This window comes from Nocardia sp. NPDC020380 (assembly GCF_044386975.1).
Classification (GTDB): Bacteria; Actinomycetota; Actinomycetes; order Mycobacteriales; family Mycobacteriaceae; genus Nocardia.
The window spans coordinates 557,274-583,118 of sequence record NZ_JBIRVQ010000007.1 but is presented as its reverse complement, the minus strand read 5'-3'; the positions used below and the strand labels follow the sequence as shown (position 1 = coordinate 583,118).

Sequence of the window (25,845 nt, the reverse complement as noted above, 5' to 3'; positions counted from 1 at the left end):
ACTCGGATAAGTACAGTTTCCAGTGATGAACGGCGACGACCCGCGGCACGACGGACCGATGCGCCGGGAGCCGCCGCCGGACCGGCCGGGCGGGCCCCCGGCGGCCCGAGCTAACCCCGGGCGACCGAATCCCCCAGCGCGCGGCCAGGACCCCGAACCGGACTGGTTCGGCCGCGACGGCCAACCCGACATCGAACCGACCAGCATCATCCACCGCAAGGACCACACCCCCGAACTCGCCTGGTCCCGCGAACCCGAACCCTGGGAACAGGGCGGCGGCCCCCGCCGCCCCGACCGCCCCCGCAATCCCCTCCCCCCACAAAGAAACCCACAGGCCGACAGGCCACCCCTCGGCAACAGACCACCCCCGCAAGCCAATCCGGGGCCCGGCGGCAACGGCGGCCCCATCCGGGGCATACCAAGGCCCACGCCGGGTAGTCCGCCCGATAGCAATCGCGGCCCCGCACGAGGCGGAGCCGCCTATCCGGGCGCTGCGCAGCACAATCCGCTGGACGGGAACCGACGTCCCGCAGCGGGCGACCCTGCAGGCGGCAATCGGCGCCCCGCTCAGGATGATCCAGCGGGCGGTAACAGGGGCGTCATGCAAGGCAATCCGGCAGGCGGGAATCGCGGCCCGGTGCAGGGTAATCAGGCCGGCGGGCATGGCGGGGCGGCGTACGGGAGTCCGGCGGGTGATCGGGTGCCGACGAATGCGACTCGGCGGTATGTGGCCGGGGAGTACGCGGCTGAGGGGGCCGGGCAGCGGGCCGGGGGGAATCAGGGTGGGGCGCCGCCGTTGTCGCCGCCGCGGGTCAAGCGGGCGCGGGTGGCGCGGAAGCCGCGGGGGCGGCGTAGGTGGCGGTTTCGGTGGGGGCGGGTGTTGCTGGCGTTGGTGTTGTTCGTTTTGATTCTGCCGATCGGGGCGGGGATCTATGTGGATACGCATCTGACGCGGACCGATGCGCTGGCCGGCTATCCGGGGCGGATCGGCGACACGCCCGGGACGAATTGGCTTCTGGTGGGTTCGGACAGCCGGACGGGGCTGAGTAAGGCGCAGGAGCAGCAGCTGTCGACCGGTGATGCGTCCGATGTGGAAGGGGCGCGGACGGACACCATCATCCTGGTGCATATTCCGAAGTCGGGGCGGCCGACTTTGGTGAGCCTGCCGCGGGATTCGTATGTGAGCATTCCCGGCAATGGCACGGACAAGCTGAATGCGGCCTTCGCCATCGGCGGCGCGAATCTGCTGGTGCAGACCGTCGAAGGCGCGACCGGGTTGCATATCGATCATTACGCGGAAATCGGATTCGGCGGATTCGCGAATGTGGTCGATGCGGTCGGCGGTATCGATATGTGCCTGGATCAGCCGATGAACGATCCGCTCGCCGGTATCGATCTGCCTGCGGGGTGCCAGAAACTCAATGGCGCGGAAGCGCTGGGATTCGTGCGGTCACGCGCCACGCCACTCGCGGATCTGGATCGCATGCAGAATCAGCGCAAGTTCTTGAATGCGCTGCTGAAGAAGTCGACCAGCCCGTGGACGCTCATCGATCCATTCCGTTTCTGGCCGCTGCTGACCGGCGCCACGAACGCCTTGCAGGTGGACAAGGGCGCGCACGTCTGGAATCTCGCGACCCTGGGCCGGGCACTGGACAGTAACCCCGTGGCGACCACGGTGCCGGTGGGCGGCTTCGAGGACACCGCGAGCGGAAACGTGCTGCTCTGGGACAAGGACAAGGCGTCCCGGTTCTTCGACGCCCTCGCCAAGGATCAGCAGGTACCCGCCGATCTGGTGACCACAGTCGGCACCTAGCTAAAATTAGGCAATACTTGCCTCATTTAGGCTGCACTCAATAAGGCTGCACTTGGATGACACGCGTTGTGACCAGGGCTAATGTCTTCCGCATGTCCACCCGAACCCAAACCAAGAGCAGCAAGTTCCACGCCCTGCTGCAGGACCAGATCCGCAACGAATTCAATGCCGAACACCAGTACCGCGCGATCGCGGTGTGGTTCGACAATGCGGACCTTCCGGTGCTGGCCAAGTATTTCTACAAGCAGGCCGTCGAAGAGCGCAATCACGCGATGATGATCGCGCAGTACCTGGTCGATCAGGACCTGGGCGTCGAGTTCACCGATATCGACGCCGCGAAATCGCAATTCGCGAACGCCAAGGAGCCGATCGCGCTCGCGCTGGCCCAGGAACAGACGGTCACCGAGCAGATCATCCAGCTCGCCAAGACCGCTCGCGAAGAAGGCGACTACCAGGGCGAGCAGTTCATGCAGTGGTTCCTCAAGGAGCAGGTCGAGGAAGTCGCGACCATGAAGACGCTGCTCACCGTCGCCGAGCGCGCCAGCAGCAATATGTTCGACCTGGAGAACTTCGTCTCCCGCGAAATGAGCGGCCCCAAGGATGCCTCGGGCGCGCCGCACGCCGCCGGCGGTTCACTGTAATTCGGCACGGCGCTCGGCGCGGATTCCGAGCGCTCGGTTGGATATTCAGAACTCGACAGGCCCGAGTCCACACGGTGGACCGGGCCTGTCGAGTTTCGTGCACACCGAAATCGGTGCAGTGCCAATGCGACTCAGCGCAAGGTGCAGCGGCGACTCGGCGCAGTAGCGGTGGCGGGACTCAGCGCAGGGTGACCTGGCGCGAGCGCAGGCCGTCGCGGGAACGCCGCTCCTCGGAGGTCAGCGGGGCATCCACCTTCAGCGCGTCCGCCAGGCGGGCGCCGAATTCGCGTGCGCCAGCTTCCCATTCGGTGGCGTGCCGTTCCGGGTCCAGGTCGAAGACCGGCACCAGCAGGCCGTGCGTGCGGAACGAGCCCGCGAAACGCGAACCCTCACCGAGGTTCAGGTTGCCGGCCGCGTGCAGGCGGGCCAGCGCCAGCATGAGCTGATCCTCGTCCTCCGGGCGGACCCAGCGCACATGCGCCTTCTCGCCGGCATCCACCCACCAGGCCGCGCCGACCGCGTCCGCGCCCAGTTCCAGGCGGGCGGACGGCATGATCGCCTGGTTGGCCTGCTCGATGGTGGCGGCCACCTGCGGATCCGGGGTCACGCCCTCCGGCACCCACCAGTCGAAGTTCTGGTGCACGGTCAGGTCCAGTGCGGCGCCGGGATCCAGCACGTCCGAAAGACGCGGCGCGGCATCCACATCCGCGGTGGTCAGCGACTCGCCCGGGGTGGCGGACTGGGTCCACAGGATGGCGGCGGCCAGATCCACGGACGGATCGGCGGACTGGAACTGCACCTGCGTGCCGACGAAACCGGTCGGCTCGTCCCCGGCCCGCACCAGCGCGGCGACCGCACCCGGCAGCACGGTGGCGAGCGTGACCGGACGCTCGGCGGCCACATTCGACGACAGCTTCAGCGTCGCGGTCGCGGACGGCACGAACTCTCGTAGCGCGACCAGATCGCACTCGGCGGCCAAGCCCTCGAACGGCCGCGTGACGGTCTGGGCCGCCTGCTCCTGTGCGGCGCGGCGGGCGGCCAGCTTCTGCGCGCGGTTGCTGTCCGGCTTGGGACTGTTGCGCTTGCTCTTACCCATAGCTGGCAAACCTACCGTGCCTTTGGCCCTCCGCTTCGCTACGGGCTTGTTCGCGGCCCTGCTAGCTCGGTCTTCCCTCCCTCCGCTCCCCCGCTGCGCTCCTCCGCTCCACTCAGTCCAGACCGAGCCGGGCCGCGAACTTGAAGGTAATTGGCTTATGCCGGTGGAAGTTTCGCAGTTCAGGCCGGGGTGAGCAGGCTCTTGGTGCGGCCGGGGAGGTTGGTGGCGACCCAGTCGACGCCGAGGTCGTCGCAGAGGCGGACGTCGTCGGGTTCGTCGACGGTCCAGACGTAGGTGGCGCGGCCGGCGGCGGCGGCCTTGTCGACCAGGTCGGGGTGTTCGCGGAGGGTGCGGACCGAGGGGCCTACGGCGGTCGCGCCGACGGTGTGGGCGGCGCCTCCTGCCAGGTAGAGAGAGGATTCGCCGAGGAGGACCGTCGGGAGCAAGGGGGCCGCGCGGCGGATGCGCCAGACGGCGGTGGCCGCGAAGGACATCACCACGGCGCGGGAGTGGTCCGCGGAGGCGGGGGCCGCGATTCCGTAGCGCTGCAACTCGTTCAGGAGGGTGGTCTCGACCAGGGCGCCGTAGCGGACCGGGTGCTTGGTCTCGATGAAGAGTTTGGTGGGGCGGCTCTTCCAGTCCAGGACCAGTTCGATCAACGCCGCCAGCGTGAGGACGCCCTCCGGCTGCTCCGCGGTGCCGAAGTTGACGGCGTTCAACTCGTCCAGGGTCAGTTCGCTGACGGCGCCCGATCCGGTGGAGGTGCGGTCGATGGTGCGGTCGTGCACGCAGACGAGATGCCCGTCCTTGGTCAACCGGATATCGCATTCGACACCGTCGGCGCCCTCCTGCAGGGCGAGTTCGTATGCGGCGAGGGTGTGTTCGGGTCGCGCCGCCGACGCCCCCCGGTGCGCTACCACGAACGGCGCACGACTGGCCCGGCTCACTTCGCCAATACCTCCTCTTGCTCGGCTTGCGGCGCGCCGTCGGCGACGGCGGGGCCGTCGTCCGGAATCGGTGCGGTGAGCTCATCATTCCCGACGGCGGCCGCGGGCGCGCGCCCGGTGGAACCGGATTCGTTCCGGGCCGCCCCGGCCTGCACCGGTTCGATGACCGGACGAGCCGGTCCCGTCGACATCAGCCAGCGGTGCACGACCCGCGGGCGGCCGCGCAGATCCAGGCCGGCGAAGGCGCGCACCAGGGCCAGCGACAGCACCGCGACACCCGCCGCGACCAGGTTCGTCAGGATGGTGACCTCGACGCCGTTGGCCTGCGCCTGCAGCGTGTTCGTCAGCCGGAACAGCGAGGCGATCACCACCAGGACCGCGTTCAGTACCCAGACGGCCCACCAGATCCGGACCGCGCGCAATAGTCGCGGATCGCCGAGCAGCGCGTAATCGCCCGTGGCACCGGCTGATCCGGCCGCGGGCGATCCGGCGGCGGCTACGCGGCGCTTGCCCATGACGGCCCGGCGGGCGGCGGCACGCTCCCCCACCTGCACGATCTCGGTGAGGAAGACGCCCGGCCACACCAGATTCACCACGGGCACCACGCAACCCAGCACCAGCATGCGCAGGGATCGCGGATCCTCTTCACCCGCAGCCGCATACGCGCCCTGACGGGTTTCGGCGAGCCAGCCCACCAGCGCGACGGCCGTCACCAGCGCGAGCACCAGCGACAACGCGGACGTAATGATCACGGAGACATCGGAAGTCCACAGCACCGCGGGTTCGACGAGCCGGGACCGGTTGTACAGCAACACCCCGTAGCGCCCGAATTCGGCCAGCGCGGCCAGGCCGAACATGATCGCGGTGGCGATCAGCAGGCGCGGCATGCGCGTGGTCAGCGGCGCCAGCGGCCGCCGCGGTGCGGGTGCCGCGGCCGGCGGGCGATCCTGCAGGCCCCAGCGCGGTGTCTGCGTGTAGCGGGGCATGCCCGGATCGGGCTGCGGCCGTGCGCCATTGCGGTCGGCGGTGCGGCGGCCCGGCGGGCGCGCGACCCAGCGGTAGTTGCGCCGTTGCGGTGGCGCGTCCACGGGTGCGGGCGAGAGCAGGACACCGTGGCAGCGGGGGCACCAGTGCAGCGGTTTGTTCTGTACCGCCCAGCGGGCGCCGCAGCGGGCACACGGCTGTACCACCGTGGTGCGCGAGTCGCGTACCCCAGCCATCGGCTCCATCTCCCTGCGTCAGTAGATCTTCGGTGCGTCACCGTCGCCGGTGAGCGGCCGGCCGGTTTGCTGCCAGGCCACCATGCCACCCGTCACATTGACGGCCTCGAAGCCGACATTGTTCAGGTACTGCACGACCTGGATGGAACGGCCGCCCTGCCGGCAGATCACGTAGACCTGGGCGTCGATATCGATCTCGTCGATACGGGCGGGCACATCGGTCATCGGGATGTGGATCGCGCCGGGCGCGTGACCGAGCCGCCATTCGTCGTCCTCGCGGACGTCCAGGAGCTGGGCGGGTGCGGGCTCGTCGGCAGCCCAGGGCTCGGGGGCATCGAATTCCGCAGGCACGGCGTCGATGGGTACCGAGGGGATATGCGGGCTAGTCACGGTTTCGATCCTGCCACGGGCTTCGCGCGGGCGTGGTGTGCTGGGCCACCGCAGCGGAGTTATCCACATAATCCACAACCTGATCCACAGGTCCGGACCGGTCCGGATCGGCCGATCCGGAAGTCCCCTCCAGGTTCCGGAGCGGCCGGCCGACAGGGCCCTGCGGAGTGGCCCTACCAACTCTGACGCCGCAGGTGAGCGCACGGTTCCGGGGCACCCGAAAAAAGACGACAACACTACCGAAAAAAGGAAATACTGGGTCCTGCCGGGCAAGATCGGTAGCCTGGCGCTATGACAGTGAGCAGGGGGCTACTCGACGGACTGGACATCACCGGACTCAACACCGCGTTGTCGGAGGCAACATGCCTCGGCATCGACGTCGATACGGCAGCGGGCACACTCCGGCTGGAACTCGACGTACTGACGCTGCCGGTCGACGGCCCGCCGCCGGACGACTGCGATATCTACCTGACCCTCACCGGGATCAGCCGCGTCGCCGCCTCGCTACGGCGCCAGGCCTGGGACGATCTGGAGCCGGTCGTGCTCCCCCTCGCCCTCGACGGCCTGCACGACGCCGTGAACAGTTTCGGCGGCGGCGGCCTGCACGGCTGGGAGTTCTTCGACCTCGACGACATCGCCTGGGAGCAGTGGAAGAAACTGCTCAGCTTCGACACCGTGATCAGCGAAACCCCCGCCGCCCACATGCTGGAGATCTCCCAGGAGGAGGGCGTCGACCCGCGCGAACTCGACGTCCGGGTCTGGTTCGAGGGCGTCGTCGTCACCGACAAGCAGGGCAACGAGATTCCCGTCGAGCAGTTCATCGCGGGCGGGGTGCGCTGGTGGCAGGCGCACGACGCGGGCGACCCGCGCACCATGCGGCCGAATATCGTTCCGCCGCTGTAGCAGCAGACATCGGGGGGCCGGCGCCCCCCGATCCCGGATCCGGAAGGCTCAGGCGCCCAGCCCGATCGGGCAGGCCACCCCCGTACCGTGATCCGGGCAATAGCCGCCGGGATTCTTGGCCAGATATTGCTGGTGGTAGCTCTCCGCGTAGTAGAAGGCGGAAAGGTCCGGCAGCGGCGCGATTTCGGTGGTGATCTCGCCGAATCCGGCCGCTGTCAAGCGTTCCTGATACGCCGTCCGCGACTCCGCCAGCAGCTTCGCCTGCTCGTCGTCGAATGTGAAGACGGCGGACCGATATTGGGTGCCGCGGTCATTGCCCTGCCGCATGCCCTGCGTCGGATCGTGGTTCTCCCAGAACTGCCGCAGAATTCCGGCGTAGTCGACGACCTGCGGATCGAACACCACCAGCACCGATTCCGTGTGCCCGGTGCGGCCCGAGCACGTCTCCTCGTAAGTGGGGTTCGGCGTGAATCCGCCCGCATAGCCGACGGCCGTGCTGTAGACGCCGTCCAACTGCCAATAGCCCTGTTCGGCGCCCCAGAAACAGCCCATGGCCAGCACCGCGAGCTGCATTCCGGCCGGGAACGGCGGTTGCAGCGGATGGCCGTTCACGAAATGTTTCTCCGGCACGAGCAGCGCTTCGGCCCGGCCGGGCAGGGCTTGGTCCCGTTTCACCATGGTCGGCTCGGGTAGTCGTAAACGGCCGACGAACTCGTCGAAGAACGACATGAATTCGATGCTACGGGACGGCATACCGCGGGCGACGATGTTGCGATCACCGCGGGTCCAACAGGTGAGAAAGATATACATCCGCCGGAATATGGGGGCACGCAGCCCGGTTGCCGGGAAGCGGGTGTACGAATGATGGTTGGGTGACTCTCGGAACACCGAGGGCGCACGGCCCCGACACTGAGGAAGGGACATCGTGGCTGTTTACACGCTGCCGGAACTTGATTACGACTACAGCGCTCTGGAACCGTTCATCTCCGGGCAGATCAACGAACTCCACCACTCGAAGCACCACGCCGCCTACGTCGCCGGCGCGAATGCCGCGCTCGAGAAGCTGGAAGAGGCCCGCGACAAGGGCGATCACGCCGCCATCTTCCTGAACGAGAAGAACCTGGCGTTCCACCTGGGTGGCCACGTCAACCACTCCATCTGGTGGAAGACGCTGTCCAAGGACGGCGGCGACAAGCCGACCGGCGACCTGGCGGCCGCCATCGACGACCAGTTCGGCTCGTTCGACAAGTTCGTCGCGCAGTTCTCCGCCGCCGCCAACGGCCTGCAGGGCTCCGGCTGGGCGTGGCTGGGCCTGGACACCCTGTCCGGCAAGCTGCTCACCTTCCAGCTGACCGATCAGCAGGGCAACGTGCCGCTGGGCATCATCCCGCTGCTGGGCCTGGACATGTGGGAGCACGCGTTCTACCTGCAGTACAAGAACGTGAAGGCCGACTACGTGAAGGCGTTCTGGAACGTCGTCAACTGGGCCGAGATCGAGCAGCGGCACGCCAAGGCCGTCAGCCAGGGCAAGGGCCTGATCTTCGGCTGATGCCGCCGGGGGCGCACGCCCCCGCACGGGACGGACGGGGACGCAGCCCCCGAAAACCCCGAGATGGACGGTGAACCCGGCGACACGCCCGGGTTTCCGGGCCCGCGAACCCATGGAGGTTCGCGGGCCCTTTGTCGTTTCCGGGGCCGGAGCGGCGCGTTGTGCGTCGTGCAACGCGGCTGCTAGCACTCTCTGGTACTTGTGTGCCAGTTCTGTTCGGGCGCATCTTGGTGTTCCCAGCAGCAGGACGGGCAAAGCCGCCCCGGGTTCGATTTTCGGGAGGCACACGATGAGTGAGCAGATCGGCGTCATGCCGTTCCACGCACACGGATCATTGCGGGGATTCGTGATCTCCGGCCGCTGGCCGGATTCCACCAAGGAATGGGCACAAGTGCTGGTCCTCGCCGTGCGCGTGGCCGGCCTGCCGGGCCTGCTACCGACCACCACGGTGTTCGGGGCACGCGAGGAACTGCCCGACGAACCACAACCGGGCATGGTCGGCCTGGTCATCGCCGAAGGCACCATCCTCGGCCAGGAAGGGTTGCAGCCCGGGAAGTTTGCCGGACATGTGCCACCCGCCCTGATCATGCTGCATCCGCCGCGCGAGACCCGGCCCTCACTCCCCGAATGCTCCGGCGCGGCCTCCGGCTGCCTGCTGCTGCCGGGGCTGCCGCACCTCGGGCTGGAACATCGGGCGGCGTGGGTGGAAACGGACAGTGACGGCACGGTGACCTCGATGGTTTCGCGGGTCGGGGTCGACCCGATCAGTGACCCCGACACCGCGGTTCTGGCCATGCTGCTGGCCGCGTAAGGGTTCCCGAACTCTCACCGGCAGTACATCCAAACTTATTGCGCGCATTGTGATTTCGACGCGCCGCGTTTGCATGCGCCCGGTTTGCCGGAGTAGCATGGCGGCGAGCGAAGGGGAGTAGCCCCCAATCGTGCAGTCGACATACTGGTCCCGCCCGGGATCCGGCTGTACGAACCGGACATCCGGTGGGCGAGACCTTCGGCCGAAGAAAAACCAAACCGTTTTACCGGTGCGGTGTCGGCTGAAGCGCCCCGCATTCAGTCGACAGGCCGGAGACCTGGAGAGCTGACCCACATGATCACCACGATTTTGCTGACATTCGGCGTGCTGTTCGTCGCCGAACTCGGTGACAAATCGCAACTCATGGCATTGACCTTCGCGCTGCGCTACCACTGGGCCACCGTGCTCAGCGCTATCACCGTCGCCAGCTTCGCCGTCAACCTCATCGCCGTCGGTGTCGGGCACTTCCTCGGGGCGGCACTGCCCACCACCGTCATCGCGCTCTTCGCCGCCGCCACCCTGCTCATCGTCGGCCTGTTCACACTGCGCGAAACCCTGCAGCCCGAAACCGGCGAGGACACCGAAAAGGCTGCGCCGCAAGCCAAGACCCGCAACGCCTTCCTGGTGGTGCTGTCCGCCTTCCTGCTCGCCGAACTCGGCGACCGGACCATGTTCGCCGCCATGGCGCTCGCCACCAAGAACGGCTGGCTGGGCGTCTGGATCGGGTCCAGCCTGGGCATGGTCGCGGCGGGCGGGCTCGCCATCCTCATCGGCGTCACCGTCGGGAAGCACATTCCGGAACGGTTCATCGCGATCTGCTCCGGGCTGCTGTTCCTGTACTTCGCGGCCATGACCCTGCTCGACGCCTACGCCGAGCACCTCGGCACGGTCGTGATCGCCCTGGCCTCCGCCGTGCTGCCCGCACTCGCGGGGCTGGTGATCGTGCTGCTGCGCCGGCGGGAGAACACGACGGTCGCTACGGGCGGGATCGACAGCGGCAGCATTCCGGGCACGAGGCCCGCGCCGGAACACACCGCCTGAAGCGTCAGTCCCCGAACGGCAGGCCGAACAATTCGCCGCTGCGGCGGATCAGGGCCAGCAGGGGTTCGCGCAGGGCACGCAAGCCGTCCAGGTCGCCCACCGCGATCCGGGCGGTGACCATGGAACTCAGTGCGGCGACCAGCATCTGGCAGGCGAAGAACTGTTCATCGGTGTCCGCGCCGAGAATATCGGCGACCATCGCCACGAAGGTTTCCTGCAACTGACTGCGGCGGGCGATCGCCTCGGTGCCGACCGCGTACACCTCCACCAGGAACAGGCGGGCGTAGGCGGGTTCCGCGGAGAGAGCGTCCAAGTAGGCGGTGAGCAGGCGTTCGATGCGGTGGGCATGCGTCTCGTCCTCGAACTCCTCACCGGTCGCGGCGAGGATACCGGTCAGCATGAGTTCCGCGGCCCGCTCGTAGGCGGCCTCGAAACAGTCCTCCTTGGAACGGAATTGCTCATAGAACGTCTCGCGGGAGACACCCGCGCGTTTGATGACCGCGGCCACCGGCGTTCCGACATAACCGTTCTCGGTCATCGCCTCGGCCATGGCCAGCAGAATGCGGTCACGCTGCGCCGCGACCACGGTCTCGCGGGGCAACCCGTGGCGGCCACGGGGCAGCTGACGGGCGGTGACGGCCGAATCGGTCATGCGATGGACTCCGTTGTGCCGGGGTGGTCAGGCGAGCTTCCTCATTCTGCGGGGACGAGCGGGCTGATCGGTGGTGAACGACGCCGGTTCGGTACGGGCGATATCCAATCCGGACGCGACGCCGCCCCGCAACGCATAGTCGATCACACGTTGCGCCAGCGGTCGACACCAGAGCACCGCACCCACCCAATACGGGGACACGATGCGGCGGGAACGCCGGGCCAGGGCCTGCTCCATGGCATCGATGGCCGGGCCCAGCGGGGCGATACCGGAAACCGTGGAACGGCCCAGGATGTCGCGCGCGGCCGCCGTGCCGAAACCGCGGCTCGTCATCTCCGTGTCGAGTTCCGCGAAATAGGCCATGCCGACGCGAGCGCCGGTGTGCCGCAGTTCTATTCGCAAGGTGTTGCCGAGCGCTTCGACCGCGGCCTTGGAGGCGCTGTACGCGCCCGCCAACGGCAGGTGCACGGCCGCGGCGAGCGAAGTCACCAGCAGCACATAGCCGTTCGGGTGCGCGATGTGCGGGCCCGCGGCGCGCAGCGTGTAGTAGGCGCCGAGGACATTGACGGCGAGCGTCTCCTCCATGATCGTCGGATCGCCGCCCAGCAACGAGAGCTGCCGGGCGATGCCGGCATTCGCGACCACCGCGTCCAGACCGCCCAATTCGGCTGCGAGAGAATTGATCACGCGCTCCACCTGCGCCGGATCACCGATATCGCAATAGCGCCACGGGGCATCACCGCATTCGGCGGCCACCTCCGCGAGCAGGTCCTGCTCGATACCGAGCAGGGCGACATGCGCGCCGTGCGCGTGCAACTGGCGGGCCAGGGCCGCGCCGATACCGCGGGCCGCTCCCGTGACCAGAATGCGTTTCCCGGCCACCTGCGGAGCCGGTCGTAGGAGACCACGGCGCGGACGTCGGGCCGTGCGGGCGTTCATGGAAGTCACCGTACCACTAGACGAACACACATGTTCGCAGAAATTCGACCCATGAGCGGGCGAATGCTCGCCGAGTTCGCATGAGCCGCACGCCCGGAGCGATCTTGTGAAAGGTGCACAACCGCAGCTCAGGAGTCATCGCCAGTACTCCTACATGGCCCGCGACACAACCCGGCCCCCGAATGTCCGTATCGGCAGGCCCGTTATGGTGCTGTTGACGGAAGGCCAGTGAGAGGGCCGTCCACGTCAGAGAGGACCAATCACCGTGGAGATTTCGGGCTCCGCCGCCATCATCACCGGAGGCGCATCCGGGCTGGGCGCGGCCACCGCCAAGCGGTTCGCCGATGCGGGCGCGACCGTGTTCGGACTGGACCTGCCGCAGTCCATCGAACGCGCCGGCGACAGCGTCCCGGCCGGCGTCACGCTGATCCCGACCGATGTCACCAGCGGTGACGAGGTGGCGGCCGCCGTCGCCACGGTCGTGGAATCCGGTGTGCCGCTGCGCATCGTCGTCAACTGCGCCGGCGTGGGCTGGGCGGGACGCATCCTGTCCAAGAACGGACCGCACGACCTCGAGCTGTTCCGCACCGTCATCACCGTGAACCTGCTCGGGTCCTTCAATGTCATGCGGCTCGCCGCCGACGCCATCTCCAAGACCGACCCGGTCGACGAGTACGGGCAGCGTGGCGTGGTCATCAACACCGCCTCCGTGGCGGCGTTCGAAGGCCAGATCGGGCAGATCGCCTACTCCGCCTCCAAGGGCGGCGTCGCCGGCATGACCATCCCGGCCGCGCGTGACCTGGCGCAGTTCGGCATCCGCGTGAACACCATCGCGCCCGGCATCATCGACACCCCGATGCTCGCGGGCGTCACCGAGGAATACCGCAAGGGCCTCGAGGCCGGCGTGCCGTTCCCGTCCCGCCTGGGCCGGCCGGACGAGTACGCGCAGCTCGCGCAGTACATCACCGAGCACGACTACCTCAACGGCGAAACCATCCGCATGGACGGCGCCCTCCGCATGGCGCCGCGCTGACGCTGGGTCCCGGGGGCTTCGCCCCCGAACCCCCCGTAAGGGAAGGGGAATGTGGGGGCCAAGCCCCCACACCCCCATAGAGGAGGGTGGGACCCCCAACCCCGGCGGCGTAAGGGTGAGCCCCAACCTCCACGCGGGGCGGGATCCCCAATCCCCCTGGCCCACAAGGCAATGCCCCGCTGAGGTCGGTGGGTTACAGACCTGAATCCTCTGGAACGAGCAAAGCCCGCACCGAATCCCGGTGCGGGCTTTGTTGTTTCGAAGCGGGGCGGCGCTCGCTAGGCGGGCGTCCGGACCGAATCAGTGAGGGCGAGGGGCCTCTTGTCAGTGAGGACGCACTGCGGCGGCCTGCGGGCCCTTCTTGCCTTCGGTGATCTCGAAGGAGACCGCCTGGCCTTCCTCGAGCTGACGGTATCCGTTGCCCTCGATCTCCGAGTAGTGAACGAAAACGTCGGGGCCGTCCTCGCGGGCGATGAAGCCGTAGCCCTTCTCCGCGTTGAACCACTTGACGGTGCCCTGAACCATTACCTTCTCCTGACGAGGTGTTTCTCTTTTGTTGCGTGGCGGCCGCGGTAGCGGCAGCCGGGTCGAATCAGAAGGCGGCTGACAACTTGACTTGCAAGGTGTAGCGACGCCCGCACAATGTTCCGCGCGAGCAGTTGAACACAAACACGAAAACGTACGACCAAGACGTACAACGTACGCGCGGGCGTGAAGTTCCCGAGATCCACTGGTCATAACCGGCATCACAGTTGTGATTTTCCAAGCATGACCAATTCCCGCTTGCTATGAGCCGGGCCCCCGCGGTGACACCGCGAGGGCCCGGACAAGCGTCCAGCTCAGAGCGGGTTCGTCAGGCGTTCCGCAGGGTGCTCGTCAGGCGCTCCGCGAGGATGCGCGCGAACTGCGCGGGATCCTTCAACTCGCCGCCCTCCGCGAGAACCGCTGTGCCGTACAACAGTTCGGCCGTCTCGGCCAGACCGGTGGTGTCGCCGTCCTTGCGTTCGGCGTACGCGTCGCGCAGTCCGGTGACCAACGGATGGGCCGGGTTCAGCTCCAGAATCCGCTTGCTGTCGGGCAATTCCTGCCCCGAGGCGCGGTACATGCGCTCCAGCATCGGAGTGAAATCGAACACATCGCCCACGATGCAGGCCGGGGAAGTGGTGAGCCGTGCGGTCAATCGCACTTCCTTCACCGAGGCGTCGAGGGCCTGCTGCATCCAGGTGAGCAACTCGGAGAAATCCTTCTCCTGCTGCTCCCGCAACGCCTCCGACGCCTTCTTCTCATCCTCGGACTCCAGATCGATCTCGCCCTTGGCGATGGACTGGATCGGCTTGCCGTCGAACTCCGGCACCGAACCCACCCACATCTCGTCGACCGGGTCGGTCAGCACCAGCACCTCCAGGCCCTTGGCCCGGAACGCCTCCATATGCGGCGAATTCTCGATCTGCTGACGGGATTCGCCGGTCAGGTAGTAGATGGACTGCTGGCTCTCCGGCATCCGCTCGACATACTCGGCGAGGGTGGTCTGCTCGGTCTCCGAATGGGTCGACGCGAAAGACGAGACCGCCAGGATGGTTTCGCGGTTGTCGGTGTCGGAGAGCATGCCCTCCTTGAGCACCCGGCCGAACTCGCGCCAGAAGGTCTTGTACTTCTCCTGGTCCTCGGCGTTCTTCAGATCCTTGACGGTGGACAGCACCTTCTTCACCAGGCGCTTGCGGATCGCCCGGATCTGCCGGTCCTGCTGCAGGATCTCGCGGGAGACATTGAGCGACAGGTCCTGTGCGTCGACCACGCCCTTCACGAAGCGCAGGTACTCCGGCATCAGCTCTTCGCAGTTGTCCATGATGAACACCCGCCGCACATACAACTGCACACCGCGCTTGTGCTCGCGGGTGAACAGGTCGAACGGGGCGGTCTGCGGCAGGAACAGCAGCGCCTGATACTCGAAGGTGCCCTCCGCCTTCATCGGGATGATCTCCAGCGGATCGTCCCAGGCGTGCGAGACGTGCTTGTAGAACTCCTTGTACTCCTCGTCCGAGACCTCGCTCTTCGGGCGCGTCCACAACGCCTTCTGCGAGTTCAGGGTCTGGGTCTCGGTGAGTTCCTTCTCGACCTTGTCCTCGCCCTCACCGTCCATGACGGTGCGGGTGACATCCATGCGGATCGGCCAGGCGATGAAATCCGAGTACTTCTTGACGATTTCGCGGAGCTTCCACTCCTGCGTGTAGTCGAAGAGGTGATCGTCCTCGTCGGCCGGCTTCAGGTGCAGTTCGACGGTGGTGCCCTGCGGGGCGTCCGCCAGCTCCTCGATGCTGTAGGTCGGGCTGCCGGCCGCGGATTCCCAACGCGTACCGGTCGTTTCACCGGCCTTGCGGGTGCTCAGCGTGACCTTGTCGGCCACCATGAAGGTCGAGTAGAAGCCGATACCGAACTGGCCGATCAACTCCTCGGCCGCGGTGTCCGGCTTGGTCTCCAGCAACTGCTTGCGCAACTGCGCGGTCCCCGACTTGGCCAGGGTGCCGATCAGATCCACGACCTCGGCGCGGGACATGCCGATGCCGTTGTCGCGCACCGTGAGTACGCGCGCCTCCCGGTCGGTGGCCAGCTCGATGTGCAGATCCGAGATATCGGCCTGCAGGTCCTTGTCACGGAAGGACTCCATGCGCAGCTTGTCCAGCGCGTCCGAGGAGTTCGAGATCAACTCGCGAAGAAAGGTGTCCTTGTTCGAATAGACCGAGTGAATCATCAGCTCGAGCAGCTGATGGGTTTCGGCCTGAAACTCCAGGTGTTCGACGTGTTCGGTCACGACGCGATATTACTGTCCGCTCCCGACGCCGCGGGGCGGCGGGCGAAATCCGCGATGGCCGGCACCTCCGCGTCGGCCCGATCGGTCATCCAATCCCGCAGCGTCTTGGTGGCCAGCACATCGTCCTCGTTGTATTCGAGGATGCGAGTGCGCTGCGACATGTCCGGCTCGCCGCCGTCGTAACCGACCGCCAGCCGATACCAGGACATGGACGCCTCACCGCCCGCCTCCGGATCCCGCCACGCGAAACCCGCCACCGGCGCGATCTTCTTGAGGCCCTTGCCGTTCGGGCAGATGAACTGCTCCGACACCGCCTGGAACATGTCCACCCACTGCGGGCCGTCCACGAACTTCTGCACCTCGCGCTCGGTGGGCACGCCCGGCCGGCCCGCGAAACGCCGCGCCGACTCGTACAGCCACTTGTCCTCGGCGGTACGCGAATAGCAGTAGGCGGCAAAGGTTCTGCCCGTCGCCGCCGCGTCCGCGCGCACTTCCATGAGCCAGGTCCAGAACTCGGCGAAGGAGCGGCCCTCGTCCTCGGTGGGCAGCGGATCCCAGGTGACGAACGGGCGGTACACGCCGTCGAGCAGGGTGCCCCACAGGTAGGCGCCGTGCTCCTGGAAACTCTCCAGGTCCACATCCACCTCGACATCGGCGCGCGTCACCCGGACCCGGTCCACCCGCCGCACCAGCGGGGCGCCGGTGGCCCAGGCGCGGGCCGTGACAATGGTTTCCGTGAACGGCTCGTACTGCCAGTCGTCCGGATCGTCGCCCGTCCAGGCCGCCAGATCGTCGATGGTCTCCACACCGTGCCGGCGCAGCACCTCCGCGCGCGAACCCGGCGCCACCAGGCTCACATCCCGATGCTCGGACAGCCACTTCTCACAACTGAGACCGCCCTCCTCGGGAGCGCGTGTCCACCACGGGCATTGACGGCACTCGGGCACCTTCGACGGGACCGTCGGCAGTTCCCCGCGCACCACCGCGATGCGCTCCGCGTAGCGGCGGTCGTAATCGTCGAGGACCGGGCCCAGATCGTGCACCAGGATCCGGTCGAAGTGATAGCCGATCGCGCCGCCCGCCAGCGACGGACTGGCCTGCCCGTGCCGCTGCAGCATCCGATACAGATGCGCGAGCCGCTGCTGGTCCCGTGGCTGCGGGCGGGTACGGACATGCTTGTCCGGCTGCGGATTCCAGCGGTACAGGTCGCTGGTCAGCGGATGATGATCGGCCGGATCCGGCTGCCGCGGATCGGTCACCTTGTGGTTCACCACGATGACCGGGATATAGCCGCCCCGATCCGTATCCCGCCACAGGATCTCGCACCCGCCACGCCGGCCCGTATCGGTCTCCTGCGGCAGCAGGCCACCCCAGATGCGTTCCGCCCCGGCCTCGATCGCGGCCATGGTGGCCGCCGCCCGCTGCCCCGCCGGCTGCCCCGGCTCGACGATCGTCCAGCGCTCCGGATCGGCCGCGACCAGCGTGTCCCGCACCTGTAACCGATGCTGGGCCGCCGCCTCCCGCCGCTGTTGCACGCCGGCGTCCTCGGCCACTCCGGTCAGCACCCCTGGGTGGTGGGCGTCCAGGAAAAGCCGGTGCCGGCACCCGATCAACGCGCGCGCGTCCAGAAACGCGGCCCGCTCGCCATGGTCACCGATGCCCGAATACACGCCTAGAAGTATGGCCTCAACCCCCGACATACCCCGTCCCCCGCCCCCAACCGGTGCACTGATGAGTCGAATTCGCGACCTCGAACAGGGGTGTGCCGGTGTAACCGCCACCCGTACCGTTAGGGTGATTCGCACACTGTGTTTCATGGGCGGACAGGCATTTCCCCCGGCCCTGTGCTGCCATGGCGAACCAGCATGACGGAGGCCACCAATGGGGTTGTTCACCAAGCGCAAGAAGCGGGTCAGCCGCCGAGCCGAGGCGAAAGCCCTCAAGCACAAGGCCTCGGTGGAGGCCAAGCTCGGGGCTCGCAACGAGCGGAAGAAGAATCGCGCCAGCGCCCGCACCGAGCGCCAGGTCGCCAAGGCCGAGATCGCCAAGCTCAACGCCGAGGAGAAGGCCGCGCTGAAACTCGCCGCCAAGGCCGAACGGGATCTGTTCAGCGTGGCGTCGGTCCGCAAGTACCTCGGCGTGGCGCGCCTGCTGCTGCCGGTGCTCGCACCCCTCGCCTACCGCGGCGCCACCCTGCTGCGCGGGCAGCTCGACACCCGCCGCGCCCAGCAGCTCGGCGTCGGCCTCGACCAGCTCGGCGAATTCTCCGGGCCCGGCGCCAAACTGCAGGCCCGGCTGGCCGGCATCGAATCCACGCTGAACGATCTGGAACGCAAGAACTCCGACGTGGAGACGAAGAAGTTCACCGCCGCCACCCGCGACCGCCTGGACAGCCTGGCCGCCGCCATCCGCACCGCCGCCCAGATGCCGGTGCCGCGCCGCCGCGCCGTGCACGCCTCCATCTCCAACGAGCTCTCCGGCATCGAAGCCGACGTGCTCGCACGCCTCGGCGTGAACTGAGCTCGTCCCCCGATGCACCACCGCGCACCCACGACCGGCCAGGCCTCACCGCCGCGCCCGGTCGGCGTACGCGGAAACGGTCACACCGCGAAGCCGATCTCAGCCCGCTGGGCAAGGCACTCGGGCGCGGCCGACGCGCACGAAGTCCGGGCGGTGCGCGGCGGGCTGACAGGGCTTGCCATGGCGGCCCTCGCGGTCGCGGCGCACGGGCTCGCGGGCGGCGGGTATCCCGACACGTCCGGGCTCACGCTGCTGGCGCTGGCTGCCCTCGCGCTCGGGGCGGGCGCGGGGACACTGCGGTCGGCGTGGACGCTGCCCGCGCTGATGACGCTCGGGCAGCCCGCCTGCCACACCGTGCTGAGCGGCTCCATGTCGCACGAGCACGGCGCGGGGACGATGGGTTTCGGCGCAACGGGATTCGCGATGGACGGGATGATGGCGGCCGCACACGCCGCCGCGGCGGTTGCCTGCGCGCTGCTGATCCTCATCGCCGAACGGCTGTATGCGCTTGTGTCGCAGGCGGTCCGGGTTGTGCTGACCCGGCCGCGGGCGCAAGCGGCGGGCGGAGTGCGGGCGCCGTGGACGCGGTCGGCCGGTACCCCGAAAACCCTTCTCGGACTGGGCGCGATCGGGCCGCGCGCGCCACCGGTTACGGCGTGAACCCTGCTCACTCCCCGTAACCTTTCGTCAGAGAAGGCAATTCATTCATGCACACCTCCCTTTCGCGCGCGCTCGTCACCGGCGGCGCAGTCACCGGTCTCACCCTGTTCGGGGCGGGCATCGCGTCCGCGCACGTCGTCGTGGACGCGCCCGGTGCGACACAGGGCGGCTACGCGGTCGCCACCTTCCGGGTGCCGGACGAGTCGGCGACGGCCACCACCACCAAGGTCACCATCGCGCTGCCCAGCCTGAAGAGCGCTCGCACCGAACCGATTCCGGGCTGGACCGCCGCACTGGAGAAGAGCCCGCAGGGCGACATCACCGGCGTCACCTGGACCGCCAACCCCGGCAACCCGGGCATCGCGCCGGATCAGTTCCAGCGCTTCGCCATCGCCGTCGGGCCGCTGCCCAAACAGGACAAGGTCACCTTCAACGCCGTCCAGACCTACAGCGACGGCAAGATCGTGAACTGGAACGAGCCCATGGGCAAGGACGGCAGCGAACCCGAGAACCCCGCGCCCCTGCTGACCCTCGCCGCGAGCAAGGGCGGTGACGACGACGGCGGGCCCGCCCCCGAAGCCGCCGCCGACAGCAAGAGCACCGACGACACCGCTCGCTGGCTCGGCGGCATCGGCCTCGCGCTCGGTGCGCTGGGCGCGGCGCTCGGACTGGGCACCGTCATCCGAAGCCGCCGGTCGTGAACATGCGGAGACTGCTCGCCGGATTGGTGACCGGGCTGCTGGCGCTCGGCTTCGCATTGCTGGGCGGCGGTGTGGCGAACGCGCATTCGGTGCCGGTGAGCTCCAGCCCCGACAACGGCGCGCAGATCGACGCCTCGCCGGCGCAGGCGAGCATCACGTTCAACGAGAACCTGCAGACCGCGTTCCCGTCCATGACGGTCAGCGGGCCGGACGGCAACCTGTGGTCGAAGGGTGAACCCACCATCACCGGGCCGACCATCAGCATCCAGGTCGGCGAGCTCGGGCCCGTCGGTGAATACAAGGTCGCCTACCGGGTCACTTCCGCGGACGGGCATCCGGTCAGCGGCGTGCGCACCTTCACGCTGACCAAGGCGGGCAACGGCACTCCGGGCCCGAAGGCCGACAGCGCGGCCAAGTCCGAGGGCGGCTCGAGCGGCGGCGGCGTGCCGCTGTGGGTGTTCATCGTGGGCGCGGTCGTGCTGTTCGGCGGCGGCCTGGCCTTCGCGCTGTTCGGCGGGCGGGGCAAGCAGGCCAAGTGAACCGGTCCGACCGCACCGATCGCCGCCGGGAGCGCGGGACGACCGGCGGCAGCAGCTCACTGCGGTGGACGCTGCTCCTGGTCGTCCCGCTCGGCCTCGCCGGTGCGGCGGTGGGCTGGGCACTCGCCGGTAATGATCCGGTGCAGGACGAGGCGGCGGTGCGGGCCGGCGCCGACCTGGCGGGCGCGATCGTGCTCGGCCTGGCCGCGCTGCCCCGGCTGTCCGTGCGACTGCAGCCGCGCTGGCGGTTGCTCACGGTGATCGCGGCCCTGTGGACGGCACTGGAATTCACCATGCTGGTGCTGGAAGCCGCTGAAGTGCAAGGCATTCCGGCGCATCGGCTGAGCGCGCCGCAGCTCGGGGACTACCTCTCGACCGCGAGCGGCGGGCAGATCGGGATCGCACTGCTCATCGGGTGCGGCGCGGTCACGGCGTACAGCGCCTTCGGTTTCCGCAGTCCCGACCGGGCGACTCCCGATCTGGTGCTGGTCTTCACGGCGGTGACGCTGGCGCTGCGGCCCATCACCGGGCACATGTCGCAGCAGACCTTCGGGTCGGTGCTGGGGGCCGTGCACGCGCTGGCCGCGGCCGCCTGGTTCGGGCTGCTGCTGGCACTCGCGCTGACCGTGCGCACCCGCGGCGAATGGGCGGTGCTGCTGCCGCGGTTCTCGCAGTGGGCGCTGCCGCTGGCCGCCACCGTGACGGTGACCGGGGTGATCAACGCGCTGGTGCACGAGCACGGACTGACCCCGTTCGTGACCACCGGGTACGGGCGGATCCTGCTCGCCAAGACTGTGATTCTCGCCGCACTGCTGGGGCTCGGCTGGTGGTTGCGGCGCCGCTGGGTGCCGATCGCCGAGGACCATCGGATGAGCGCCGAATCGTCGTTGCGCCGTGCGATTTTCGAGGTGCTGGTGATGGCCGTGGCCTTCGGGCTGGCGGGCACCCTGGCCGTCACCGCCTGACCGTGAACCGGCCGGTCGGGCGCACAGTGGCCTCCACCACGTCGTCTGCGGGTGGAATTGGAACCCGTTACTGTCTCTGCCATGACCGAAGTCAAGATCGTCGCGGATTGCGCCGCCTCGGCCGAATCGGCCTTCGCCTACGTCAACGATTACCGGCACCTGCCGAAATTCATCAATGAGATCAGCGCCTTCACGCCGCTCACCGAACAGACCGAAGGCGTGGACGCCACCTTCGACGGCACCATCTCGCTCGGGCCCGTCACCCTGCACTCCACCATCAAGATCGTGCGGCACGAACCCGGCTACGCCATCGCCGTGAAATCCATCAAGGGCTTCGAGATCGAATCCACCTTCCTCTTCCACGACAAGGGCGAGGAATCCTGCACCATCGACGCCATCGTCGACTACCGGGTGCCGGGCGGCTTCGCGGGCAAGATCCTCGGCAAGACCATCGAACCCTTCGTCAAGCTCGCCGTGAAGGGCTCCACCCACAACCTGGTCACCCAGGTCAGCGCCTACCACGCCGAACGCACCAACGCCTGACCACCGGCACCCTCCCTTGCCCTCCGGGCGGGGCCGCCAGAGCCGCCGGCCCCGAGGTTGTCCGCCCCGACCCGCACCAGGGATCCTGGACGCATGCCCGAACGCAGTGCTCCGACACCCCTCCAGCGGCTGGGCTACATCTGCGGCCGCACCCTGCCGCCCTCCCTCTCCGCCTGGGTACTCGACGACATCACCGGCCCCGGCGCCACCCGCCGCTACATGCTGCGCATCCTGCTGCCGATCATTCCGGTGCTGTGCCTGTTCCTGCTCATCCCCGGGCCACTCTGGATGGGCCTCGCCATGATGGCGCTGCTCTACATTCCGCTCATCTACTTCACCGCCGCACTCACCTATGTGTTCCGGCGCAACCGGCTCATCAAGCACGGGCTCGATCCGGCCCTCGCCGACCTCGACCGCCGGCAACGCGAAGCCGCCGCCCGCGCCGCCTACCGGCAACAGCATCCACCCAGCGGAAACCTGTAATCCGCATCTCGATTCGAGCGTCGCACCCGCGCAAAGGAATACGCTGGGGCAAAGCAATTCCGGCCTCGGTTCGACGGAGAACCATGATGGAACCTCACTGGGCGAGCGGGCATTTCTACGCGGGCGACGCGGATCGGGAACGCGCGATCGAAGCACTCAAACAGAATTTCCAAGCCGGGCGCATCAATGCGGACGAATTGTCCGAACGCATCGGATACGCGCTCAATGCCCGCACCTTCGCCGACCTCGACGCGGTCATGACCGGATTACCGTGGCAGCGCGCGGTTTCCCCGACGTTCTACCAACCGGCCGCTCCGCGCACGCACGGTATGGGGATCACCGCCTTCGTGCTCGGGGTACTCGGCTTCCTCTGCGGACTCACGGCAGTCCCGGCCGTGGTGCTCGGGCTCATCGCCCTCACCGTCGACCCGGATCGCCGCGACGACAAGGGATTCGCCATCGCCGGACTCGCGGTCGGCGCCATGTGGATGCTCATCTTCGGCTGGCTCTACATCAAAGGCGCCGGCGTCTTCCGATGAACCGGCGCCGACACCGCGCGCTCGAAGGCCCGTAGATCCGCCTCCGTCTGCCGGAACAACCAGTAGTCGCCGAGGAAACCCAGCGCGCCCACCACGCACAACCATTTGATCGGCGTCAGCTCCAGCGCACCCTCCAGCCCGGTCAGCGACATCAGCCCGGTCACCACGCCGAGCAGCGGAATCGCCACCGCCACCGCCAGATACAGCGTGCACCGGCGGCCCAGCGCCCGCAGCGCCTCATGATCACTGGCCGTCTCCCCGTGCCGCAGCAACCGCGGATAGAAACAGCGCACCACGAAGAAATTCACCACGAAGAACGGGTACGCCACCGCGATCGCCCCCGAAACCAGCAGCGTCACGGCCAGATTCGCGATCCGGGCCGGAGCCAGATCGGTCCAGCCCACCAGCGCGACCGCGGCGACCACCGCCGAGACCACCCACCAACCGAACGCCATCAGCGCCACCCGATCGCCGTCGATCAAGGTGTCCCGGCGCGCCGCGGCCAGCGTCGCCGGATCGTAGTCCCGGCCGCGCCGCACACCCCGCCACACCAGGAACGCGCGGCGGCACAGCACATTCGTGATCACCATGGCCGCCGGCGTCGTCACCAACGCCAGCGACAGACCCACCGCCTGCATGCTCGCCCGCTCCCCCGGCGTGAACCAGAGCTGGAACAGCGGATGATTGTGCAGATTGCTGTACAGCATGCCGAGCAGGTCACCGAAGACACTGGCCGCCGTGATGAGCAGCACCAGCGCCCACGGACCCACCCTGGCGCGCAGGCTCCCCGGCGGTGGATCCACCAGATCCCGTGCCCGCGCGTCCAGGGACAGCTCCAGCTGCTGGGCCAGCGCCGCACCCGACGGCCAGCGGTCCGCCCGGCGCGGCGCCAGGCATTTCAGCAGCACCCGGCGCAGGGTGGGCGGGCAATCCGGCGGCAGCTCACCGGGATCGACGGCATGCTGCCGCAAGCGCAGCATGCGCTCCAGGGAGGATTCGGAATCCCCGGCCCGCGCCTCGTCGTCGAACGGGCGGTGGCCGGTGAGCAGCTCCCACAGCACCACACCCAGCGCGTACGTATCACTACGGCCGTCGAGATCGGCTGCGGTGTCCGGTAATTGCGGGTGACAGGCGGCCAGCTGCTCCGGCGACATGTAGGCCAGGGAACCGCCGAAATACGCGAGCGGACTCGTCCCGGCCACCTGCTGACTGAAACTGATATTGAAATCGGCCAGTTTCGGTGCGCCGTCCGCGGTGAGCAGCACATTCGCCGGTTTGATATCGCGATGCAGCACCCCGTTCGCGGACGCGTAATCCAGCGCCCGCGCCAACCGGCTGCCCAGCCACGCAACGGTTTCCGGCCAGCTCCGGGCCGCGAGCTCGCTGCGCGTCGCGGATTCGCTCGGCACCAGGCCCCCGCGATCCCGCATGGACGCGTCCACCGCCTCCAGCAGCAGCCCGCCGTCCCGCTGCGCCGGCGGCCGAGCGCGTACCAGGCTCAGCACCTTCGACAACGTGCCGCCCGGAAGATATTGCATGTACAGCAGTTTCAGTTCGTTGTCCGCCAGCAGCCGCTGATCGAACACGCGCACGATGTGCTCGTGATCCAGCTGCGCCAGCGTCTCCGACTCGGTGCCGTGATCCTGCGAGATCTTCACCGCCACCAGACGCTGCATGGACCGCTGCCGGGCCAGGAACACACGTGCGAAAGCGCCGCTGCCCAATTCCACCAGCAGATCGAAATCGTCCACCCGATCACCGACTTCGATGCCCGCCAAGGACTCCCGCGTCCCCTGGCTCGCGATCAGCGTGCTGCGGTGGTCGGCATCCTCTGCGGGATCCCGATCGATCGCCGGTTCCACAGTCCTGCCCTCCCCGAAATGCCCAGCGGGTGCCGCAAGTATGCGCCCGCCCGGCGTCCGGCACCCGCCGATTACGGTGCGGTGAGGGCGCGCGTTTACGGCTAAGGTCCGAGCCATGACCGATCAGTTCCCCGAAAGCATCTGGGGCTCGCGCACGAATCTGCTGTCGCGCATCGCCAGTCCGTTCGCCGCCACCAAGCTCGGGTCACTGGTGATCCGGAAGCTCACCCCGCTGGACCGGAAGGTGCTGGAACGCACCGCCGGCAAGTACACGATCCTCGGGCCCATCGGCGCGCCCGTCATCCTGCTCACCACCATCGGCCGCAAATCCGGCGAACCTCGCACCACGCCACTGCTGTACGTGCACGACGGGGACACGCTCTACGTCATCGGCTCCAACTTCGGGCAGGAACACCACCCCGCGTGGACCGGCAACCTGCTCGCCAATCCGGCCGCCGAGGTCGCCATCGCCGGACACCACATTCCGGTCACCGCCACCCTCGTCACCGACGAGGACCGCAAGCAGGGCGTCTTCGACCGGTTCGCCGAGACCACCGAGGCGTACACCGCCTACCGCAACCGCACCACACGCGACTTGCGCATTTTCGCCCTGACAAGATAGGCACGTGACCGAATCAGCTAACGCGGTGGCCACCGCGGACCTGGCCGACGAGATCGGCCCCGAGATCCGCAGCTGTGACACCCAGTTCATCCAGTTCGGCGGCCACGACACGTTCGCGGGCCGCATCGTGACGATTCGCTGCTTCCAGGACAACCTCCTGGTCAAGCAGACGCTCGGCGAACCGGGCGCAGGCCGGGTGCTGGTCGTCGACGGCGGCGCGAGCGTGCACACCGCGCTCGTCGGCGACATCATCGCGGGCCGCGGCGTCGACAACGGCTGGGCCGGGGTCGTCGTCAACGGCGCCGTCCGCGACTCGGCGATCCTGCGCACGCTGCCCATCGGGCTCAAGGCCCTCGGCACCAACCCGCGCAAGAGCACCCAGACCGGATCCGGCGACAAGGACATTCCCGTCGAATTCGGCGGCGTCACTTTCGTTCCCGGCGACATGCTCTACAGCGACCCCGACGGCGTCGTCGTCCGCGCCGAAGCCTGATCCAGCGTTTTACCGCAGTTCAGAGGCCCCCGTGAAGCTTTCAGGGAGCCAACTCTACGGAAACTCACAGGGGG

The 25,845-nt window shown here is 68.0% G+C and carries 28 protein-coding genes; 17 read left to right on the top strand and 11 right to left on the bottom strand.

All coding sequences use genetic code 11. The features are described 5' to 3' along the window. Nucleotides 1-601 precede the first annotated feature (601 nt). Both ACH438_RS22310 and ACH438_RS22305 read left to right on the top strand, forming a co-directional pair. Nucleotides 602-1,813, top strand: a complete 1,212-nt coding sequence (locus tag ACH438_RS22310; protein WP_397008083.1) for an LCP family protein — start codon at nt 602-604, stop codon at nt 1,811-1,813. A gap of 92 nt (nt 1,814-1,905) precedes the next feature. Beyond that, a complete protein-coding gene (locus tag ACH438_RS22305) occupies nt 1,906-2,454 on the top strand; it encodes a ferritin (RefSeq protein WP_397008081.1) in 549 nt (182 codons plus the stop codon). Nucleotides 2,455-2,632: 178 nt separating this feature from the next. Here the strand turns inward: ACH438_RS22305 and ACH438_RS22300 are convergent, their stop codons facing one another. From ACH438_RS22300 to ACH438_RS22285, 4 genes are all read right to left on the bottom strand, one after another. Then, entirely contained in the window at nt 2,633-3,550 is a 918-nt protein-coding gene (locus tag ACH438_RS22300; protein WP_397008079.1) for a DUF5926 family protein, read from the bottom strand. 179 nt (nt 3,551-3,729) lie between these two features. After that, the gene (locus ACH438_RS22295) at nt 3,730-4,497 is read right to left on the bottom strand and encodes a glycerophosphodiester phosphodiesterase (RefSeq protein WP_397008077.1); all 768 of its coding nucleotides are present in this window, start codon (nt 4,495-4,497) and stop codon (nt 3,730-3,732) included. Further along, nucleotides 4,494-5,717 carry a DUF4328 domain-containing protein gene (locus ACH438_RS22290; protein ID WP_397008075.1) on the bottom strand — a complete coding sequence of 408 codons (1,224 nt, stop codon included), beginning with the start codon at nt 5,715-5,717 and terminating at the stop codon, nt 4,494-4,496. Before ACH438_RS22290 ends, ACH438_RS22295 begins: the two co-directional genes overlap by 4 nt. Before the next feature lie 18 nt (nt 5,718-5,735). Then, entirely contained in the window at nt 5,736-6,068 is a 333-nt protein-coding gene (locus ACH438_RS22285; protein ID WP_397008250.1) for a rhodanese-like domain-containing protein, read from the bottom strand. 330 nt (nt 6,069-6,398) lie between these two features. Between ACH438_RS22285 and ACH438_RS22280 the strand changes: the two genes are divergently transcribed. Further along, a complete protein-coding gene (locus tag ACH438_RS22280; protein WP_397008073.1) occupies nt 6,399-7,010 on the top strand; it encodes a hypothetical protein in 612 nt (203 codons plus the stop codon). 48 nt (nt 7,011-7,058) lie between these two features. Here ACH438_RS22280 and msrA read toward each other — a convergent pair whose 3' ends face one another. Continuing rightward, nucleotides 7,059-7,739, bottom strand: a complete 681-nt coding sequence (gene msrA, locus ACH438_RS22275; protein ID WP_397008071.1) for a peptide-methionine (S)-S-oxide reductase MsrA — start codon at nt 7,737-7,739, stop codon at nt 7,059-7,061. Between the two features lie 196 nt (nt 7,740-7,935). Between msrA and ACH438_RS22270 the strand changes: the two genes are divergently transcribed. The 3 genes from ACH438_RS22270 (at nt 7,936) to ACH438_RS22260 (ending at nt 10,411) form a co-directional block, all read left to right on the top strand. Beyond that, complete coding sequence (locus ACH438_RS22270; protein WP_397008069.1) at nt 7,936-8,559, top strand: superoxide dismutase; 624 nt, start codon at nt 7,936-7,938, stop codon at nt 8,557-8,559. A 289-nt stretch (nt 8,560-8,848) separates the two neighbouring features. Further along, nucleotides 8,849-9,370, top strand: a complete 522-nt coding sequence (locus tag ACH438_RS22265) for a peptidase (protein ID WP_397008067.1) — start codon at nt 8,849-8,851, stop codon at nt 9,368-9,370. A 294-nt stretch (nt 9,371-9,664) separates the two neighbouring features. After that, the gene (locus ACH438_RS22260; protein WP_397008065.1) at nt 9,665-10,411 is read left to right on the top strand and encodes a TMEM165/GDT1 family protein; all 747 of its coding nucleotides are present in this window, start codon (nt 9,665-9,667) and stop codon (nt 10,409-10,411) included. 4 nt (nt 10,412-10,415) lie between these two features. Here the strand turns inward: ACH438_RS22260 and ACH438_RS22255 are convergent, their stop codons facing one another. Beyond that, a complete protein-coding gene (locus tag ACH438_RS22255) occupies nt 10,416-11,063 on the bottom strand; it encodes a TetR/AcrR family transcriptional regulator (protein WP_397008063.1) in 648 nt (215 codons plus the stop codon). Between the two features lie 27 nt (nt 11,064-11,090). Continuing rightward, nucleotides 11,091-12,002, bottom strand: coding sequence for an SDR family NAD(P)-dependent oxidoreductase (locus ACH438_RS22250; RefSeq protein ID WP_397008061.1), 912 nt, complete (start codon nt 12,000-12,002; stop codon nt 11,091-11,093). A gap of 265 nt (nt 12,003-12,267) precedes the next feature. Between ACH438_RS22250 and ACH438_RS22245 the strand changes: the two genes are divergently transcribed. Continuing rightward, nucleotides 12,268-13,035, top strand: coding sequence for an SDR family NAD(P)-dependent oxidoreductase (locus tag ACH438_RS22245; RefSeq protein WP_397008059.1), 768 nt, complete (start codon nt 12,268-12,270; stop codon nt 13,033-13,035). Between the two features lie 324 nt (nt 13,036-13,359). Here the strand turns inward: ACH438_RS22245 and ACH438_RS22240 are convergent, their stop codons facing one another. From ACH438_RS22240 to ACH438_RS22230, 3 genes are all read right to left on the bottom strand, one after another. Beyond that, entirely contained in the window at nt 13,360-13,560 is a 201-nt protein-coding gene (locus ACH438_RS22240) for a cold-shock protein (protein WP_033085228.1), read from the bottom strand. 328 nt (nt 13,561-13,888) lie between these two features. After that, nucleotides 13,889-15,844, bottom strand: coding sequence for a molecular chaperone HtpG (htpG, locus tag ACH438_RS22235; RefSeq protein WP_397008057.1), 1,956 nt, complete (start codon nt 15,842-15,844; stop codon nt 13,889-13,891). After that, complete coding sequence (locus ACH438_RS22230) at nt 15,841-17,544, bottom strand: TM0106 family RecB-like putative nuclease (RefSeq protein ID WP_397008055.1); 1,704 nt, start codon at nt 17,542-17,544, stop codon at nt 15,841-15,843. Before ACH438_RS22230 ends, htpG begins: the two co-directional genes overlap by 4 nt. 181 nt (nt 17,545-17,725) lie before the next feature. On the opposite strand from ACH438_RS22230, the gene ACH438_RS22225 reads away from it, so the two are divergent. The 8 genes from ACH438_RS22225 to ACH438_RS22190 all read left to right on the top strand — a co-directional run bounded on the left by ACH438_RS22225 (nt 17,726) and on the right by ACH438_RS22190 (nt 22,794). Continuing rightward, entirely contained in the window at nt 17,726-18,364 is a 639-nt protein-coding gene (locus ACH438_RS22225; RefSeq protein WP_397008053.1) for a DUF6474 family protein, read from the top strand. A gap of 12 nt (nt 18,365-18,376) precedes the next feature. Further along, complete coding sequence (locus ACH438_RS22220; protein WP_397008051.1) at nt 18,377-19,024, top strand: hypothetical protein; 648 nt, start codon at nt 18,377-18,379, stop codon at nt 19,022-19,024. Between the two features lie 47 nt (nt 19,025-19,071). Then, entirely contained in the window at nt 19,072-19,725 is a 654-nt protein-coding gene (locus ACH438_RS22215) for a YcnI family protein (protein WP_397008049.1), read from the top strand. 2 nt (nt 19,726-19,727) lie between these two features. Then, nucleotides 19,728-20,264, top strand: coding sequence for a copper resistance protein CopC (locus tag ACH438_RS22210; RefSeq protein ID WP_397008248.1), 537 nt, complete (start codon nt 19,728-19,730; stop codon nt 20,262-20,264). Beyond that, entirely contained in the window at nt 20,261-21,229 is a 969-nt protein-coding gene (locus ACH438_RS22205; protein WP_397008047.1) for a copper resistance D family protein, read from the top strand. The genes ACH438_RS22210 and ACH438_RS22205 overlap by 4 nt, the downstream gene beginning before the upstream one ends. Nucleotides 21,230-21,310: 81 nt before the next feature. Further along, complete coding sequence (locus ACH438_RS22200) at nt 21,311-21,772, top strand: SRPBCC family protein (protein WP_397008045.1); 462 nt, start codon at nt 21,311-21,313, stop codon at nt 21,770-21,772. Nucleotides 21,773-21,865: 93 nt separating this feature from the next. Beyond that, nucleotides 21,866-22,255 carry a DUF5313 family protein gene (locus ACH438_RS22195; RefSeq protein WP_397008043.1) on the top strand — a complete coding sequence of 130 codons (390 nt, stop codon included), beginning with the start codon at nt 21,866-21,868 and terminating at the stop codon, nt 22,253-22,255. Nucleotides 22,256-22,338: 83 nt separating this feature from the next. Next, nucleotides 22,339-22,794 carry a DUF1707 and DUF4190 domain-containing protein gene (locus tag ACH438_RS22190; protein WP_397008041.1) on the top strand — a complete coding sequence of 152 codons (456 nt, stop codon included), beginning with the start codon at nt 22,339-22,341 and terminating at the stop codon, nt 22,792-22,794. Here ACH438_RS22190 and ACH438_RS22185 read toward each other — a convergent pair. Continuing rightward, a complete protein-coding gene (locus ACH438_RS22185; RefSeq protein WP_397008039.1) occupies nt 22,764-24,656 on the bottom strand; it encodes a serine/threonine-protein kinase in 1,893 nt (630 codons plus the stop codon). The genes ACH438_RS22190 and ACH438_RS22185 overlap by 31 nt on opposite strands. A gap of 115 nt (nt 24,657-24,771) precedes the next feature. Here ACH438_RS22185 and ACH438_RS22180 point away from each other — a divergent pair, with 115 nt between their 5' ends. Beyond that, a complete protein-coding gene (locus ACH438_RS22180) occupies nt 24,772-25,278 on the top strand; it encodes a nitroreductase family deazaflavin-dependent oxidoreductase (protein ID WP_397008037.1) in 507 nt (168 codons plus the stop codon). Between the two features lie 4 nt (nt 25,279-25,282). Further along, entirely contained in the window at nt 25,283-25,771 is a 489-nt protein-coding gene (rraA, locus tag ACH438_RS22175) for a ribonuclease E activity regulator RraA (protein WP_397008035.1), read from the top strand. The last annotated feature ends 74 nt before the right edge of the window (nt 25,772-25,845 follow it).

Excerpts from the sequence above, each read along its gene's own strand:
- ACH438_RS22310 (WP_397008083.1), top strand. The coding sequence starts at position 602 with ATGCAAGGCAATCCGGCAGGCGGGAATCGCGGCCCGGTGCAGGGTAAT.
- ACH438_RS22305 (WP_397008081.1), top strand. The coding sequence starts at position 1,906 with ATGTCCACCCGAACCCAAACCAAGAGCAGCAAGTTCCACGCCCTGCTG.
- ACH438_RS22300 (WP_397008079.1), bottom strand. The coding sequence starts at position 3,550 with ATGGGTAAGAGCAAGCGCAACAGTCCCAAGCCGGACAGCAACCGCGCG.
- ACH438_RS22290 (WP_397008075.1), bottom strand. The coding sequence starts at position 5,717 with ATGGCTGGGGTACGCGACTCGCGCACCACGGTGGTACAGCCGTGTGCC.
- ACH438_RS22280 (WP_397008073.1), top strand. The coding sequence starts at position 6,399 with ATGACAGTGAGCAGGGGGCTACTCGACGGACTGGACATCACCGGACTC.
- msrA (WP_397008071.1), bottom strand. The coding sequence starts at position 7,739 with ATGTCGTTCTTCGACGAGTTCGTCGGCCGTTTACGACTACCCGAGCCG.
- ACH438_RS22265 (WP_397008067.1), top strand. The coding sequence starts at position 8,849 with ATGAGTGAGCAGATCGGCGTCATGCCGTTCCACGCACACGGATCATTG.
- ACH438_RS22260 (WP_397008065.1), top strand. The coding sequence starts at position 9,665 with ATGATCACCACGATTTTGCTGACATTCGGCGTGCTGTTCGTCGCCGAA.
- ACH438_RS22255 (WP_397008063.1), bottom strand. The coding sequence starts at position 11,063 with ATGACCGATTCGGCCGTCACCGCCCGTCAGCTGCCCCGTGGCCGCCAC.
- ACH438_RS22250 (WP_397008061.1), bottom strand. The coding sequence starts at position 12,002 with ATGAACGCCCGCACGGCCCGACGTCCGCGCCGTGGTCTCCTACGACCG.
- ACH438_RS22240 (WP_033085228.1), bottom strand. The coding sequence starts at position 13,560 with ATGGTTCAGGGCACCGTCAAGTGGTTCAACGCGGAGAAGGGCTACGGC.
- ACH438_RS22230 (WP_397008055.1), bottom strand. The coding sequence starts at position 17,544 with ATGTCGGGGGTTGAGGCCATACTTCTAGGCGTGTATTCGGGCATCGGT.
- ACH438_RS22225 (WP_397008053.1), top strand. The coding sequence starts at position 17,726 with ATGGGGTTGTTCACCAAGCGCAAGAAGCGGGTCAGCCGCCGAGCCGAG.
- ACH438_RS22220 (WP_397008051.1), top strand. The coding sequence starts at position 18,377 with ATGCACCACCGCGCACCCACGACCGGCCAGGCCTCACCGCCGCGCCCG.
- ACH438_RS22215 (WP_397008049.1), top strand. The coding sequence starts at position 19,072 with ATGCACACCTCCCTTTCGCGCGCGCTCGTCACCGGCGGCGCAGTCACC.
- ACH438_RS22210 (WP_397008248.1), top strand. The coding sequence starts at position 19,728 with ATGCGGAGACTGCTCGCCGGATTGGTGACCGGGCTGCTGGCGCTCGGC.
- ACH438_RS22200 (WP_397008045.1), top strand. The coding sequence starts at position 21,311 with ATGACCGAAGTCAAGATCGTCGCGGATTGCGCCGCCTCGGCCGAATCG.
- ACH438_RS22195 (WP_397008043.1), top strand. The coding sequence starts at position 21,866 with ATGCCCGAACGCAGTGCTCCGACACCCCTCCAGCGGCTGGGCTACATC.
- ACH438_RS22190 (WP_397008041.1), top strand. The coding sequence starts at position 22,339 with ATGATGGAACCTCACTGGGCGAGCGGGCATTTCTACGCGGGCGACGCG.
- ACH438_RS22180 (WP_397008037.1), top strand. The coding sequence starts at position 24,772 with ATGACCGATCAGTTCCCCGAAAGCATCTGGGGCTCGCGCACGAATCTG.